Origin of the sequence: Clostridioides sp. ES-S-0190-01 (assembly GCF_020658275.1) — a bacterium.
Lineage (GTDB): Bacteria > Bacillota > Clostridia > Peptostreptococcales > Peptostreptococcaceae > Clostridioides.
On the sequence record NZ_JACVWA010000012.1, the window covers coordinates 46,040 to 61,519 of the forward strand.

Consider the following 15,480-nt stretch of genomic DNA (forward strand, 5'->3'; position numbering starts at 1 on the left):
TATCATTTCATTTTAATAATATTGTTAACATCATTTTAAATTTTTTCTGCTATTAATATTATATTAATTTTTCACTTAAATCATCATTAATGAATCTTTTCTAGACCATCTTTTTATACTTAAACTACTAATTTATACTATAAATTCTCAACATTCTCATCTAAATCAGCTGGCCACTTAGCCTCTGGATGTTCTTTTGCAAATTTCTTATTCTTATAGTGACCTAATGTTAGAAAAGGTATAACTATAGTGAATAGACCAAGATAGCCACAATACCCATATCCATACTTAACTATGTTACTTAACCCTGTCAAAGATATAAGCATTGATACTACCATTATTGCACATGCTGTAAATACTCTTCTTTTCATTTTTGAAGAAAGGAAAGAAAGTGCTTTATGGTCTTCAAATCTATTTACAAGACCAAATATTGTAGTTACTCCTGTAGACATCAAACAAAGGAATAGTGCTACATTATAAATTATGTATATAGTGTTATTTCCAGATTGACCTGCAACATAAAGAGTAGGAAGAGTTGTTTGCCCAGCAGCAGTAAATTCTCTATACCATCCCATTAACATAGTTACAGCAAGCCCCAACGCAACTGCATTCATAACAAATGAAACTAGCATTGCTTTAGTAGCTTCTTTGGAATTTTTAAGAAGTGGTCTTGAACAGCTTGCAAGTGTAGGTATAACAACTGATTGGAATCCTGCATAAATAAGAGTATTAAGTATTGGCTTAAAGTATCCAGGTGTGAAGCTCGTTTTATTTGAAAATATTTCAGATATTTCTGGTACCTTAGCTTTTATACCCACTATGAAAATAGTAAGAGTACATACTAATATAGCTATTGTCATTGCTGTTGCTGCTTTAGATACAAGCATAGCTCCAAATATAGTAAAAACAAGAAGTACAATTCCGATAATAAAGACAGCTATAAAATAATTAATTCCTATACTTTGGAAAACTGCTGCTGCACCTGCTATAACAGCACTTACAGCTATTAAAACCATTAAATAATAATATATCTCCCATATTATTTCAAGCTTTGGATATGGATTCCAAAGTTCACAAAATAAGTCCTTATAATTCTTACAATTATTATTATTATACATTATAATAACTTCTCTCATAGTGGCAGTAAGTATAATCATTGCTAAAATTGCCATGAGTGGTGCAATCCATCCATATTGCACATAATACTGTGTTTCTTGATTACCTGTAGCAAACCCTCCACCTGCATGCGAACTAAAAAGAACACTTGCAACTCCAAATATAGCTAGAATAGAGCCTGTTGCTTTTGCTTTTTTTACATTTTTTTGCATAAAATCATCCCCTCTAGAAATAATAGTAAAAATTTATAATTTAACATACATTTGACAAAAGAATAACATTTTTGTCAAGTTAATTCAACCGTAATTTTTCTAAAAATTTACAATTTTAGTTTTTTTATTTCTAACTCAAGTAAATTTTATATATTTATTTTATTATTATGAATTAATAATATTTTTATATCCTGTTATTTTATATGAAATCGTTTTTATAGTGTTAAATTTTTTACAAATCAATTTCTATAATTAGAAAATACTTAACATACCTATAATGGTCATAATTATTTATTACTGTATTTGCGTTCTTATTGAAATCATTAAGATTTATATATAAAAATAAATTTATATTTAAAATAATATTGTATTTAGATAAACTAATTTAATTTATTTCTCTTATATCATTATTATTAATACATGATATAATTATCTACTAATGAAAATACTAAATAATTAAAAATAACTCTTCTTTCAACAAATTAATACTATACATTTCTATTTATCTTAAAATAAATATATAATATAAAAAAGATACTTTCTTTTAGAAAGTATCTTTTTGCTTTTAATTTATACACCTGTAATTTTTGTTAATTCCCTTAATTTTTTTAAATAAAATTTATTTTTCCAAACTCATTATTAATATACTATATATTTATGTTTAATCCTACTCCAACTTCATTTACATTTAACATTTCATTCATCTTGGCTTTTACCTTAAAAGAAACACAGTGACAAGGATACAACATTTTTATTTCTTCTTTTTTTAAATATTGAATAGTACTATCTAGTCTATCATCCAATTCAAAAAGATGAAAACCACCCAAGATTCCAGCAATTCTATTATCACCACATAATTTTTTGGTATACTCCACTATATTACAAATTCCACTATGAGAACATCCTGTAACAATAAAAACACCTTTATCGGTCTTACATGCTATAGCTGAATCATCTAAAACATAATCATCCTCCCATGAATCTCCTGATTTATATTTTCCTATTTTAGCTCTTTTTTCAAAATTATTTACAGATGGAATCTCTCCTAAGAATATACAATTTTCACTTATCTTAAAAGGTTTGTTAGTTGGTTCATACATAAAAATATTTCTAACTTTCTCAATAGAAAATGGTGCTCCTATATTATCCTCCCCACAGTTTTTAGGTTCAAAACAATTAGGGTGTGCTATAAGTTTAACTTTAGATAAATCATATTTATTTTCTAAAAATTGAATACCCCTTGTATGGTCATTATGTCCATGAGAAAAAATAATATGAGTCAAGTCACCTAAATCTATATCCATTTTTTCAGCATTTGATATAAATATTTCTGAATATCCTGCATCAAATAAAATTCTATTTCCATCAATTTCAATATAGTAACTAACTGCTGGTTCTCCAACAAAGTATCTATCAATATATGTATTATTATCAACGAGAACTTGTATCTGCATTTTTTCCATACTAATCACTCCTTAAATTGTTGTTTAGTTTAATAGTACGATATTACAAGGTATTTTACAATTTAATCTCTCCAATTTTCACATTAAAAAAGAGAATTCTATAATATAAAATTCTCTTTTTATAAAATCTATTTTCTTTTATAAACTCATATTTTTAAATAGTTTTTTTTATAAAATTTATACATGTTGTATATTCGTATAATTTGATATTTCAGAGTTAACTGTATATAAATCATCAACGCTCAAATCATGTATATCTTTATGACCAGAAATTCTAGCAAAAGTCTTAAGTTCTTCTAGACTAACATTTAAGAAATTTGCCACTCTATTTGCACTATTTTCTATATGTAATCTTTTTCTTAACTCCTCATCTTGAGTAGCTACTCCTACAGGACACTTACCAGAACCACATATACGATATTGTTGACACGCTGCTGCCATAAGTGCAGAACTAGCAATAGCAATTGCATCAGCTCCCATAGCTATAGCCTTAGCAAAGTCAGTAGATATACGAAGCCCACCTGTTATAACTAAATCTATATCTAATCCATGTGTATCTATGTATTTTCTAGCACGATAAAGAGCAAATATTGTTGGAACTGAAGTTGCATCCTTAAGTAACTTTGGACTTGCTCCAGTAGCTCCACCACGTCCATCAATAGTCATAAAATCAGGTTTAGCATAAGCTATAAATTCCATATCTTTCTCAATGTGCCCTGCTGAAATTTTAATACCAATTGGACGTCCTTCTGAAACTTCTCTAAGTTCATCTACAAGTTTCTTTAAGTCTTCTTTTGATTGTATTTCTTCAAAACAAGATGGACTTATAACATCTTGCCCCACAGGTTTATTTCTAACTTTTGCAATTTCTTCAGTTACTTTTTCACCAGGAAGATGACCTCCCATTCCAGGCTTTGTTCCCTGACCAATTTTTATCTCTATAGCATCAGAATTTTTAAGATTTTCTTCAGTTACACTATATTTATTTGGTACATATTCAAAAATATACTTATATGAAGCTTCCTTTTCTTCTGGTAATATACCACCTTCACCACTACACATAGCTGTTTTATTTTTAGCTGCACCTTTTGCTAAAGCTATTTTTAACTCTTTAGACAAGGCGCCAAATGACATGTGAGAAATATAAACTGGATTTTCTATTACCATAGGCTTTTTTGCTTTTTTTCCTATTATCGTTGTTGTATTTACTTCATCATGTTCATTTAGCGGTAATGGATTTAATTGAGCTCCCATAATTAAAATATCATCCCAAGAAATTACTGGTAGTTTAGTTTTCATAGGCTCTATTATAGACTTTCCTGTAACAGCCATTTCATGAATTATATCCATATGTTGTTCAACTTCATCATCTCTTCTTAAATATGTATTTAAATAATTTAAATCGCCTGTTTTTTCACTACTCACATCAGATTTTTCTTGAACAGATGCTTCTATTTTATTTTCTTTCTTTTCTTCACCTTCAAAATACACTGTACTTATTTTTCCAAAATAACTACGACCCTTTGTACATACAGGACATGTCCAGTCTTCACTTAACTCATCCCATGTTTTATCATTTTTAGATTCATCATAAATATATCCACAAACACTACATTTATAAATTGACATATTATTTTCTCCTTATACGCTATTAATCTCAAAATAAATTAAGATTTGAGATTATATAAATTTATAGGAGGCTATTTTTATAGAAATAAATTTCTATTTTTTAGCCTCCTTTTTAATTCAGTTTATTTAAATATTACAATTCAGCTTTCCATAATCCATGTAAATTACAATAAGCATATGCAGATATTACTTTATCGTCATCATTCAAAGCAAATTTAACTACAGGTTCTCCATCTACTGCTAGACATTTACGTTGACCACCTTGTTCAGTCATAAGATACACCCATGCTATATGATGTTCTTTAGTCATTGGATGAGCAACACTACTCACTTTAACAGTAACATTATTTCCATCAACTTCAATCACAGGCACATGTTTTTCAACTGCTGCATCTGTTGTATTAGGAACAAGCTCTTTCATAGGCTTTCCACAACAGAAAACAGGAACACCTGCACTGTGTATCATCCCTATAAGATTACCACAAGTCTCACATATAAAAAATCTTTTTTCACTACACATAAACTCACCTCATTAATTATTTTTAGAATTTGAAAAGTTAACCTACTTGACTACACTTTCTACAATTATTACAAATCCCTTTAAAACTTATGTTATAAGATGTTATTTTTATGTCTGTTTCTTCTGATATTGATTCTTTTAAATTGCTAAGAATTTCAGATTCTAAATCGTACACCTCTCCACATACTTCACATATAATATGATAGTGATTTTCTATTCTACCATCAAATCTATCTGGATTTCCTGGAATACTAACTTTTTTTATAAAACCATGTTCTGTTAGCTGAGCTAAATTTCTATACACAGTCCCTAAGCTTAAACTCGGATTATCTTTTTTTAGACTTTCATACAAACAATCAGCAGTAGGATGAACTGGATTATTTAATATTTCATTTAAAATCAGTTCTCTTTGTTTAGAAAATTTCATAGTTAACATTCCTTTTTAATTATAATAATTTTTAATAGTTTTCAGCTTTTATATTGAAATAAGCTTTTGGATGGTCACATACAGGGCATTTTTCTGGTGCTTCAGTACCTACATACACATGACCACAGTTTTGACATTGCCAAACAACTTCTTCTTCTCTTTTAAATATTTTTCCTTCATTTAGGTTTTCTAAAAGTTTTAAGTATCTTTCTTCATGTTCTTTTTCTATTCTTCCAACAGCTTCAAATAAATAAGCTATTTTGTCAAATCCTTCTTCTCTAGCTTCTTTAGCAAATGTTGCATACATGTCAGTCCACTCATAATTTTCACCTGCTGCTGCATCTTTTAAATTTTCTTCTGTTGAAGGCATTCCATCATGTAAAAGTTTAAACCATAGTTTTGCATGTTCTTTTTCATTGTTAGCAGTTTCCTCAAATATAGCAGCTATTTGATTGTAACCTTCTTTTTTAGCTTTTGATGCATAGTATGTATATTTATTTCTTGCTTCTGATTCCCCTGCAAATCCTGCCATTAAATTCTTTTCTGTTTTAGTTCCTTTTAAGTTCATAATTAATTCCTCCCTTTTTAATAATAGTAATGATTACTATTTCTATATTTATATAGTATATTAATTTCCACATTTTGTCAACTATATATAATATTATTTTTTTTATTTAAATATTCTCATTTTCTAATATATTATTTAACATGTAATTTTTAGAATTATATTCTGTATATAAATTTGGTATCAGTTCTGGATAAAATGTTTCTACAAACTTAACCCAAACTGGACAGCAACTTGTAAATTTAGTGATTTATCATTCTTTGTTATAAGCTCTATTAATTCAGATGCTTCTTCCATAATGGTTAAATCAGCTGAAAATGTAGTATCAAATACATAATCTGCCCCTAATTTTCTTAAAGCAGAAACCATCTTTTCTTCAACATATATTCATCCCTAAGTATTGCAGGATTGTCCTTTTCAATAGGAATTCTAACTTCAGTAAATGAGTGTTTCATCTAAATATTGTCTAATAACAAATATAATTTAATCCTCAATATTAAAAAAGCTTCAAGTAAATACTATTTACTTGAAGCTTTTCCTATATTTTTAAGATTAATTTAAATCTATTAAAATTTCATTTACTATAGATTTTGCATCACTTATTATATATTTTGGTTCGACCTCATAAAACTCCCTATCTATAAATCTATCAATCTTTTCTATACCCTCTATAGAATCACTTGTAACAAATAACACTATAGATGCATCTTCTATATCATACATAGAAAGTTCATTTTTTATACTTCCATCGTTTTGAATTTCATAAACTAAGTCAAACCCTAAAATATTTGCAGCTTCTTTAAGAGAATTTGAACTTTTTTCACTTTCACAAACTGCTGCTATTTTTTTATTCATATTTCAGATACCTCACTAATTCTACTCCGGTACAATCATTACTATACACTTTGCTTGTTTAACTACACTTGCTGTTACTGAACCTATCATTCTTGTTAGACCTTTTTTAGTAGATTTTGTCATAACTATAATATCTACATTATCTTCTTTTGCTTTTCTAATTATTTCATCTCCTGGATAACCAAAAGTAAAATGAACTTTAACATCATACTCTCCCATTATCTCTGCTGCTCTGTCCAGGATTCGTCTTCCTAAGTTCTCAGAATTCTTTATCTCTTCAGCTAGGGATATGCCATCAATAAATACTAGTTCTTTTACATTCATTATTTCCACTTCGACTTCATCTTTTTTGAATATTCCTTGTATAAATTCCAAAGAATGCATACTTCTTTCTGTTCCATCAATTGGTACTAATATTTTCTTTTTATTCATGTCACATCTTCCTTTCTTACGTTAGAATAATTAAGTAAAATATATATTTTAAGCTATAAAAATATATAATAAATCTTTACTCTAGGAATTAATATTAAATATTAATAATATATATAATAATTTTAATATTTATTATTGTGTTAATTTTATAATATTTAGCTAATAGTGTCAATGAACAAAATTGTAATTAAAAAAATAAAGGGTATTAAACTGTAAAAGCATTTTCTCTCAACAAATCCCTTAAAATTTCCTCTGGAACAGGTTTAGAAAAATAATACCCTTGTAAATATTCACAATTCATAGACTTTAAATCTTTAGCGTATTCAATGGTTTCAACACCTTCTGCTACAGCTTTCATATTTAATTTATTTATAAGAGATATAATAGTTTCAACTGTGAGTTTATGCTTACTATCTTCATTCATAGACCAAATCAGACTCTTATCTAACTTAATTACTGAAAATGGTAAGGAAAGCATATTAGTAACTCCAGAATAACCTATCCCAAAATCGTCAAGTGCAAATTTAACCCCTAAAGTAATTAATTTTTCCATTGTCTCTCTAATTATATTAAATGAACCTGATGCCACAGTTTCTGTAATTTCAAGTTTAAATTTATTTGGTGGCACTTTGTATTTTTTCATAATATCAAACAAATCATCAGCCAAATTCTTTTGCATGCATTGTACTACAGAAAGATTGACAGCTATGGTATCTAACTTTAAATCTTCAAAATCATCACTAGCTATAAATTTACATACCTTCTCAAAAACCACTAACCCAATTGAATTAATAAGACCTGTCTGCTCTGCAATTGGTATAAATTCATCTGGTGGTATAAACCCTAACTCTTTATGTTCTAGCCTAATCAAAGCCTCTGCTAAAGCAAATCTATCTTTACTAGTAGAAAATATAGGCTGATAATATACATCAAAGCCATCATTTTCTAGAGCTTCTTTCAAACAATTTTTTATTATATGTTTTTTCTTTATCTTTTCACTTATAGATGCATCTGCATAAATAACTTGTCTTGATTCAGAGCGTTTTGCTTCATGTATAGAGAAATCAATTGCAACTATAACATCTTCTGTCGTTTCAGCATTTTCTGGAAAAGAAACAACTGCAATACTAGTTGATAAGTTAAAACTTATCTCTTCTATTAGCCATGCTTTTTTAAATCTTTCTTCTATCTGTTTAGTAATTTTCTCTGGAGATATACCTAACTGGCTATTAACAACAATAGAAAATATATCTCCTCCTATTCTATACACATGATTTACATCATGAATATGAATCAAATATTTCCCAACCTCTTTTAATGCAATATCTCCATTTTTAGTTCCAAAAGTTTCATTCATAAATTTGAAATCATCAAGAGCAATTGTAATGATAAATCCTGATTGTTCAGTATTTATATTTAAATCTAGTTCTTGAATAAAGGATTGTCTATTAAGTACACCAGTAAGGTCATCAATGATAAGACCTCTATTCTGCATGGAGAGATATGTCAAGAGCAAACTACATGCACATGCTGTTCCTGTAAGAAGATACTGTAAAAAAATTGCCTGCAAAATAATTGCTATAATTGAAACTATGAGAAAACCTCTAATAGCCCATATTTTAGATTCATGCATTGCTTTTTTGTATTTAAAAGATAAAAATGCCGAATATATTGCATAAAAGAAAAATGATAAAAAAGTTGCAGCATATCCATAACCACGTACATAACCTGTTTCTTTTGACAGTCCAAATAAAATGTGTGTAAAAGGATTAGTTATAGATAGAATCATACAAATTATAAGTGGTATAGATAAAAATAAAAGCTTTTTTTTCATATATCTAATATCTTGATAAATAATAGCCATGACATAAAATAATACAAGAGCCGCTGGTATTGGCAATAAAAATAAATATATTTGATTCAATGAAGCAGTTAAAAAAATTGGAAGTTTGTCTATATTATTTAGACAAAGTGAGCCTAAAACATTTGAAATTATGAATAAAAATGAACAAATTAAAAGTGCACAATATATTTTATTTTGTAAAGTAGGTATAAATTTACTTTTAAAAAAGTATACCATCAAAAAAATAACTATAATTGCAGAAAAAATTTCATATTCTATATGCCATACCATAAACTTACCTCACTATTATCGTTTAATTTTATCTATTTTATTTAATATAATATGTTTACAATCATATTATAATTCATATTGATAGCATATTGAGTAATTTTATGGAAAATTTTTATTTGTATACAATTTTTACCTTAAATTCCCATTAAAACATTAAACTTATTTCAAGCATTGTTATGTATATAGAAATTAAGCAAATAATTCTTTTGCTTTTGTAGCAATTCTTTCTCCAAATATTACAGCTTTTTCGTCTTGTATTTCTGGTCCTTCAATTGAATGTACATGTCCTAAATGTATAAATGGTTTTCCTAAAGAGCCACCTCCAGAGTACACAAGCATTCCCTTAACCATTAGATGCCCTACTATAGTAAGAATTGCTACATCAGGACCTCCACAGACATAGTCACATGTAGCAAAAACTGCTCCCAACTTGCCAGCTAGATTTATCTTTTTTGAATCCTCATCAAACCATTTTTTTACTTCCCAAGTTGTATTAGCTAAATATGTTGGTGTTCCAAATATTACTGCTTTACTTTCATTTAAATACTCTGTATCAATACTATCTAATCTCATAAGTCTAACTTCTATTCCATCTACCTTTTTAGCACCATCTTCTATTAACTTAGCTACCCTTTCTGTGTTTCCACTTCTTGTTTGATACAATATTGTAATTTTCAATTTCAATCCCTCCTTAATGTGTAATAAAAATAATTTATTATATGTCAAATTATAGCACTTATTTTACTATCCTACAAAGAACTATCCAATTATTATTTAATTAACTATTTTATATTAAAAAATCCCCAAACTCACCTTTAACTTATTTATTTCAATCTCAACTATATCTGATATATCTTCAAAAGACATGCCTCTATCATGAAGTTTTCCTGCAATTTTGATTTTTGCATTTTCTTCTCCTTTTTTAATCAAAGCTCTATTTTCTTTTTCTATTACATTTCTAACGTATCTTTTTGCAAATGGCTCATTGCCATCGCATAAAACTTTATATTTTTCTTTATCTCCTTTGACAAAACTAAGAGCTCTTTTATCTTGTTTAACAGCCTCTGTGCAAATTTCTTCTGTTTGTTCTTTCACAAATTTTAGAGCCATTCCATATTGTCTCACTGCTTTCAAGCATATTCCAACAGTCTGTTCCTTTACAAATTCTAAAGCCATACCGTTTTGTCTTACAGCTCTTAGACATATTGTTTCTGTCTGATTTTTTACAAACTTCAAATCAAGCCCATTTTGTCTTACTGCTTCCATACATATTTCTTCTGTCTGATTTTCCACCCATTTTAGGTTATAACTACATTGTTTAACTGCTTCCATACATATTTTATCTGTTTGATTTTTTACCCTTGCTAATCCAAATTCACTATTTCTAACTGCTTCTATACATATTTCTTCTGTTTGCTCTTTTACAAATGCTAAAGCTGTACCATTTTTTTCAACAGCTCTTAAACATAATTCTTCTGTCTGATTTTCTATATATTTTAATGCTGTTCCATCTTGACTAAGTGCTAACATACATATTTCTTCTGTTGGATCTTCAACAAATTCTAACATTCTCCAATCTTGCTTGACTGCTTCTATACATATTTTTTCTGTTTGATTATCAACACACTTTATTGCATTACAATTTTGTTTAACAGCCTCCAGACATATCTTTTCTGTTTGATTTTTTATGTATATTAAATTTAATCCATTTTGCTTTACTATTTCTAAATACTCATCTTCTGTTTTATTGTCAAAGTCATCATTATCTATTGATTCAAATATATCATTTTTATTCTCTTGCATATTTTAAGTTCACTCCTTATAAATTTTATAAAATTCAATAAATTTACTATCATTTTTATTTTATCAAATAATATAAGAATTTTTCAGTCTTGTTTTTTTTTATAAAATCATTTGTGTGTTAAAAAATAAATTAATTGCTTTAATTCCAGTATACAATACCCAAAATATGTGGTATATTTTAACTATAATATATTTTTATATATTACAGTTGAGATATTTAAAGTTAAATTTATATAAAATACCTTTATTTATATATCATCTTTATTTATATATCATTTAGATTGGATATATTTTTTATTTTCTTTTTTAGTTTTTCGGGTTAGTAAGGGGTTAGTAATTTAGATTTTCATAGGAAATTATTTTTAAAATTAGTTTTTATTTATAGCTAATTTATTTATGTTGTAATTAAATAAAACTAAATATAATTTAAATAATTCCTTGAGATAAATTTAATAAAACTTAGAGTCCTTATCTAAGCTTAAAATACTAAAATTATTAGGAGGATATAAATTATGGACCAAATTAAGCGCTTACACGAATTGCAACAAAAGTCATACTTAACTAAAGAAGAATTTGAGGAGTTAAAAAACAACACATATATTGAAAAATTTGAATTGAGAGATGAATGTGACAACTCTTATATTTATAATTTTTACACTAATGATAAATGTAATGATATAAAATTTATAAAATCACAATTTATTGTTACTCTTATAAAAAACGGTTTTTTATGTGATTGTGGTGGTGTATTTAGACAAAAGAAAATAGTTGATGAATATGATTACGGATATAATGCTATATATAAATGTGATTCTTGTGGAAAAGAACTTGATAAAGAAGTGGAAAATTATGATTAAATAATAAGATAAATATTTTAAAACATTTTTTATAAATATTAAATAAAGTAAAAATCACTCTAATTTTGAACTATACCCACTGTTTTATACAGTTAAAACAGTGGGTATAGTTCACTGTATAAGGGTGATTTTTTGTGTGCCTTAATCTTAATTCAAGTCATCTTAATTGTTTAATTCAATTTCATACTTTTTTATTTTCTTATACAAAAGACTTTTGTGTATTCCCATAACCTCTGCTGCCTTGGAACATTTCCAATTGTACTTCCTTAACACATCAATAATTAAACTCTTCTCATAATTTTCAACCATTTCATGAATTGAGCAATTACTATCCACATTACATTGAGCTACTCTGCTTATATTATCCATTTTAGATGGAAGGTCACACATCATAATGACCATATCATCACTTACAGCATAAGCACTTTTTATTACATTTTGCAGTTCTCTTATATTTCCTGGCCAAATATAGTTAATAAAACAATTTTTAACTTTATCACTTAAAACCTTCAATTCCTTATATTCAACATTTAATTTATTTAGTATATAATTTGCTAACAATAAAATATCATCTTGTCTGTCCTTTAATTCCATCATATGAATATTTATTACATTTAACCTATAGTATAAATCTTCTCTAAATAATCCCTCTTCAACCATTTTACTTAAATTCTTTCTTGTAGCAGAGATTACTCTTACATCTATTTTTATAGTTTTAAGACCTCCAACTGGTTCTATTTCACTTTCCTGAAGAACTCTTAAAAGTTTTGCTTGCATGGTCAAAGGCATGTCACCTATTTCATCTAAGAAGATTGTGCCATTATTTGCAACTAAAAATTTACCTTTTTTGCCTCCTTTTTTTGCTCCTGTAAAAGCTCCTTCGTCATACCCAAATAGCTCTGATTCTAATAGTTCTTCTGGTATTGCAGCACAGTTTATACTAACCATAGGCTTGTCTGCTCTACTGCTATTATTGTGAATTGCTCTAGCAAAGACTTCTTTACCTGTACCTGTTTCACCTGTTAAAAGCACTGAGAAGTTCGTTTTAGAAGCTTTCATACCTGTCTTCTTAAGTTCTATGAAATCTCTATTTTCACCTATGAGCTTGTCAAAACTACATTTATCCTTGAACTGTTCTTTATAATATTGGAGTTCCATATATTCTGACATTAACTTTTTAGCTACATCAAAGGATTGTAATCTAAATTTAACTTGAGCTACCCCTGCAACTACTTCTCCATTATCATTCTCCACATAAGACCTACTTACTATTACACTTTTTTCTTTTGTTTTTCCACCTGAGTAATGGTGTATAGCTCCTTCTTCACAATATTTATCTCTCATAATATCTAACATTTTTGTATTTGGTATAATACTTTGTATATTGTGTCCTATTATATCGTCTCTTTCTTTCCCTAAGAAGTCACAATATTTATCGTTAATATCTATGATTACTCCATCTTTATTTACAACAATAAAACCATCATCAGTCATGGATAATACTCTTGCAAATATATCCTTATACCAGTGCTCTTTCATTGTTTCATCCCTCCACTATAACCTTCAGCAAAAATAATAAGTCTTACAATACAATATTATAAGACTTACCATTCTATATATTCAATGTTTTCTAGAAGTTACCTATTTAATGATTCTATCATTTCAGGTAGAATTTCATATAAATCCCCTACAATTCCATAGTCACATATACTGAAAATAGGTGCCTTTGAATCTTTATTTATAGCAACTATATATTTAGAATCACTCATACCTGCTAAATGCTGTATTGCTCCAGATATCCCGCACGCAATGTATAACTCTGGTCTAACAGTAGTTCCTGTTTGTCCCACTTGATGAGAATGTTCTATCCACCCTGAATCTACTGCCGCTCTTGAAGCACCAATCTCTGCCCCCAATTTATCAGCTAATTCTTTTATTAGTTCAAATCCTTCTGCCCTCTTTAATCCTCTTCCTGCTGATACTATTATTCTAGCATCAGTTAGATTTATAGATTTCTTTTCTTTTGGAAGAATTTCTACTAATCTAGTTCTAATCATTTTTTCATTAAGTTCTGGAGTAACAACCTCTAAAACTCCAGTCTCTGATTCAGTTCTTACAGCTTTTGCCATAACACCTGGTCGAACTGTTGACATCTGTGGTCTATTTTTTGGACAAACAATAGTAGCCATTAAATTTCCACCAAAGGCTGGTCTTGTTTGTAATAACTTATTATCTGTTGAATCTATTTCAAGTTTTGTACAGTCAGCAGTTAGACCTGTTCCAACTTTACCTGCAATTCTAGGTGCGATATCTCTTCCTATAGAAGTAGCTCCAACTAGTACAACCTCTGGCTTTTTCTCTTCAATTAAACCTGCAATTGAAATTGCATATCCATCAGTTGTGAAATCTTTAAGAAGAGGGTCGTTGATATAATAAGCTTTATCAACACTATAGTGAAGTAACTCCTTTACTTCTTTCTCTACTTCATATCCAGCTATTACAACTGCAAGCTCTTTTCCTAATTGGTCAGCAAGCTTTCTTCCTTCACCAATAAGTTCTATAGTAACAGGATTTATTTTACCTTCCCTTTGCTCTCCTATTACCCAAACACCATTATAATCATTTAAATTTATACCTTGATTAACTTTTGCTCTCATCATCTTAACACTCCTATACTAGTTTCAAATCGAATAGTATTTCTATTAGTTTCTCAGCTTTTTCCTTTTTATTTATACCTTCGATTATTTCATTATGCTTGTCTTTAACTGGTACAAAAGACTTGTAAACATTTGTAGGCGAACCCTTTAATCCAATTTGAGTTGTATCAACAGCTAAGTCTTCAAGTGTTAACACAGTAATCTTTGCATCTCCATTATTGTAAGCTTCTAAGATTCCTTTGACACTTGGATATCTTGGATTATTTAACTCTTTTATAGCAGTTAATAAAACTGGCATCTTTGCTTCTATTAAATAATCTCCTGTCTCTGTATAACGAGTTACTAGTAATTTATCATCTTGAACCTTTACTTCTTTTGCATATGTAACCTGTGGGACACCTAAGAATTCTGCAACCTCTGGTCCAACCTGAGCTGTATCTCCATCTATAGCTTGTCTTCCACAGAATATTACATCATACTTTCCAACCTTCTCTATAGCAGCAGCAATAATTGTAGATGTAGCCCAAGTGTCTGAACCACCAAAAGCTCTATCTGAAATTAAATATGCTTCGTCAGCACCCATTGCCAAAGCTTCTTTTAAAGCACTTTTAGCTTGAGGGGGTCCCATGCTTACAACCTTAATCACTGCTCCTAGTTCATCTTTTATTTTTAAAGCTTCTTCTAAAGCATTTCTATCATCTGGATTGATTATACTTGGTACACCATCTCTTATTAGAGTACCTGTCTCTTTATTTATTTTAACTTCGTTAGTATCTGGAACTTGTTTTAAACAAACAACTATATTCATGC

17 protein-coding genes are annotated in these 15,480 nt (G+C 28.4%); 1 reads left to right on the top strand and 16 read right to left on the bottom strand.

The window, feature by feature from the left end; genetic code table 11:
• Positions 1-137: 137 nt before the first annotated feature.
• The 13 genes from IC214_RS01835 to IC214_RS01890 all read right to left on the bottom strand — a co-directional run bounded on the left by IC214_RS01835 (position 138) and on the right by IC214_RS01890 (position 11,156).
• Positions 138-1,328: a hypothetical protein gene (locus tag IC214_RS01835; RefSeq protein ID WP_227482974.1), complete on the bottom strand. Its 1,191-nt coding sequence runs from the start codon at positions 1,326-1,328 to the stop codon at positions 138-140.
• A gap of 647 nt (positions 1,329-1,975) precedes the next feature.
• Positions 1,976-2,791, bottom strand: coding sequence for an MBL fold metallo-hydrolase (locus IC214_RS01840; RefSeq protein WP_227866160.1), 816 nt, complete (start codon positions 2,789-2,791; stop codon positions 1,976-1,978).
• Between the two features lie 177 nt (positions 2,792-2,968).
• Positions 2,969-4,420, bottom strand: a complete 1,452-nt coding sequence (locus IC214_RS01845) for a glutamate synthase-related protein (RefSeq protein ID WP_227845558.1) — start codon at positions 4,418-4,420, stop codon at positions 2,969-2,971.
• A gap of 133 nt (positions 4,421-4,553) precedes the next feature.
• Positions 4,554-4,940: a desulfoferrodoxin family protein gene (locus IC214_RS01850; protein WP_227433362.1), complete on the bottom strand. Its 387-nt coding sequence runs from the start codon at positions 4,938-4,940 to the stop codon at positions 4,554-4,556.
• A 37-nt stretch (positions 4,941-4,977) separates the two neighbouring features.
• Positions 4,978-5,367, bottom strand: a complete 390-nt coding sequence (locus tag IC214_RS01855) for a Fur family transcriptional regulator (RefSeq protein WP_227433363.1) — start codon at positions 5,365-5,367, stop codon at positions 4,978-4,980.
• A 31-nt stretch (positions 5,368-5,398) separates the two neighbouring features.
• Entirely contained in the window at positions 5,399-5,935 is a 537-nt protein-coding gene (gene rbr / locus IC214_RS01860) for a rubrerythrin (RefSeq protein ID WP_227433364.1), read from the bottom strand.
• A gap of 106 nt (positions 5,936-6,041) precedes the next feature.
• Positions 6,042-6,182 carry a [Fe-Fe] hydrogenase large subunit C-terminal domain-containing protein gene (locus tag IC214_RS21045; RefSeq protein WP_413926630.1) on the bottom strand — a complete coding sequence of 47 codons (141 nt, stop codon included), beginning with the start codon at positions 6,180-6,182 and terminating at the stop codon, positions 6,042-6,044.
• Positions 6,137-6,301, bottom strand: a complete 165-nt coding sequence (locus IC214_RS01865; protein WP_413926625.1) for a [Fe-Fe] hydrogenase large subunit C-terminal domain-containing protein — start codon at positions 6,299-6,301, stop codon at positions 6,137-6,139. The genes IC214_RS21045 and IC214_RS01865 overlap by 46 nt, the downstream gene beginning before the upstream one ends.
• 183 nt (positions 6,302-6,484) lie before the next feature.
• Positions 6,485-6,787, bottom strand: coding sequence for a PTS sugar transporter subunit IIBC (locus IC214_RS01870; RefSeq protein ID WP_227433365.1), 303 nt, complete (start codon positions 6,785-6,787; stop codon positions 6,485-6,487).
• Between the two features lie 21 nt (positions 6,788-6,808).
• Positions 6,809-7,219, bottom strand: coding sequence for a universal stress protein (locus tag IC214_RS01875; protein WP_227433366.1), 411 nt, complete (start codon positions 7,217-7,219; stop codon positions 6,809-6,811).
• A gap of 205 nt (positions 7,220-7,424) precedes the next feature.
• Positions 7,425-9,353, bottom strand: a complete 1,929-nt coding sequence (locus IC214_RS01880; protein WP_227855411.1) for an EAL domain-containing protein — start codon at positions 9,351-9,353, stop codon at positions 7,425-7,427.
• 189 nt (positions 9,354-9,542) lie between these two features.
• Positions 9,543-10,031, bottom strand: a complete 489-nt coding sequence (locus IC214_RS01885) for a flavodoxin family protein (protein ID WP_227433368.1) — start codon at positions 10,029-10,031, stop codon at positions 9,543-9,545.
• Positions 10,032-10,145: 114 nt separating this feature from the next.
• Positions 10,146-11,156: a DUF4116 domain-containing protein gene (locus tag IC214_RS01890; protein WP_227433369.1), complete on the bottom strand. Its 1,011-nt coding sequence runs from the start codon at positions 11,154-11,156 to the stop codon at positions 10,146-10,148.
• Between the two features lie 512 nt (positions 11,157-11,668).
• On the opposite strand from IC214_RS01890, the gene IC214_RS01895 reads away from it, so the two are divergent.
• Positions 11,669-12,013, top strand: coding sequence for a hypothetical protein (locus IC214_RS01895; protein ID WP_227433370.1), 345 nt, complete (start codon positions 11,669-11,671; stop codon positions 12,011-12,013).
• 162 nt (positions 12,014-12,175) lie between these two features.
• Here the strand turns inward: IC214_RS01895 and IC214_RS01900 are convergent, their stop codons facing one another.
• The 3 genes from IC214_RS01900 to IC214_RS01910 form a co-directional block, all read right to left on the bottom strand.
• Complete coding sequence (locus tag IC214_RS01900) at positions 12,176-13,552, bottom strand: sigma-54 interaction domain-containing protein (protein ID WP_227433371.1); 1,377 nt, start codon at positions 13,550-13,552, stop codon at positions 12,176-12,178.
• 98 nt (positions 13,553-13,650) lie between these two features.
• Positions 13,651-14,670 (bottom strand): electron transfer flavoprotein subunit alpha/FixB family protein, encoded by a 1,020-nt coding sequence (locus IC214_RS01905; protein WP_413926626.1) that lies wholly within the window; start codon positions 14,668-14,670, stop codon positions 13,651-13,653.
• A gap of 13 nt (positions 14,671-14,683) precedes the next feature.
• Entirely contained in the window at positions 14,684-15,478 is a 795-nt protein-coding gene (locus IC214_RS01910; protein ID WP_227433373.1) for an electron transfer flavoprotein subunit beta/FixA family protein, read from the bottom strand.
• Positions 15,479-15,480: the final 2 nt, after the last annotated feature.

Excerpts from the sequence above, each read along its gene's own strand:
- IC214_RS01835 (WP_227482974.1), bottom strand. The coding sequence starts at position 1,328 with ATGCAAAAAAATGTAAAAAAAGCAAAAGCAACAGGCTCTATTCTAGCT.
- IC214_RS01840 (WP_227866160.1), bottom strand. The coding sequence starts at position 2,791 with ATGGAAAAAATGCAGATACAAGTTCTCGTTGATAATAATACATATATT.
- IC214_RS01845 (WP_227845558.1), bottom strand. The coding sequence starts at position 4,420 with ATGTCAATTTATAAATGTAGTGTTTGTGGATATATTTATGATGAATCT.
- IC214_RS01850 (WP_227433362.1), bottom strand. The coding sequence starts at position 4,940 with ATGTGTAGTGAAAAAAGATTTTTTATATGTGAGACTTGTGGTAATCTT.
- IC214_RS01855 (WP_227433363.1), bottom strand. The coding sequence starts at position 5,367 with ATGAAATTTTCTAAACAAAGAGAACTGATTTTAAATGAAATATTAAAT.
- rbr (WP_227433364.1), bottom strand. The coding sequence starts at position 5,935 with ATGAACTTAAAAGGAACTAAAACAGAAAAGAATTTAATGGCAGGATTT.
- IC214_RS01865 (WP_413926625.1), bottom strand. The coding sequence starts at position 6,301 with ATGGTTTCTGCTTTAAGAAAATTAGGGGCAGATTATGTATTTGATACT.
- IC214_RS01870 (WP_227433365.1), bottom strand. The coding sequence starts at position 6,787 with ATGAATAAAAAAATAGCAGCAGTTTGTGAAAGTGAAAAAAGTTCAAAT.
- IC214_RS01875 (WP_227433366.1), bottom strand. The coding sequence starts at position 7,219 with ATGAATAAAAAGAAAATATTAGTACCAATTGATGGAACAGAAAGAAGT.
- IC214_RS01880 (WP_227855411.1), bottom strand. The coding sequence starts at position 9,353 with ATGGTATGGCATATAGAATATGAAATTTTTTCTGCAATTATAGTTATT.
- IC214_RS01890 (WP_227433369.1), bottom strand. The coding sequence starts at position 11,156 with ATGCAAGAGAATAAAAATGATATATTTGAATCAATAGATAATGATGAC.
- IC214_RS01895 (WP_227433370.1), top strand. The coding sequence starts at position 11,669 with ATGGACCAAATTAAGCGCTTACACGAATTGCAACAAAAGTCATACTTA.
- IC214_RS01900 (WP_227433371.1), bottom strand. The coding sequence starts at position 13,552 with ATGAAAGAGCACTGGTATAAGGATATATTTGCAAGAGTATTATCCATG.
- IC214_RS01905 (WP_413926626.1), bottom strand. The coding sequence starts at position 14,670 with ATGAGAGCAAAAGTTAATCAAGGTATAAATTTAAATGATTATAATGGT.
- IC214_RS01910 (WP_227433373.1), bottom strand. The coding sequence starts at position 15,478 with ATGAATATAGTTGTTTGTTTAAAACAAGTTCCAGATACTAACGAAGTT.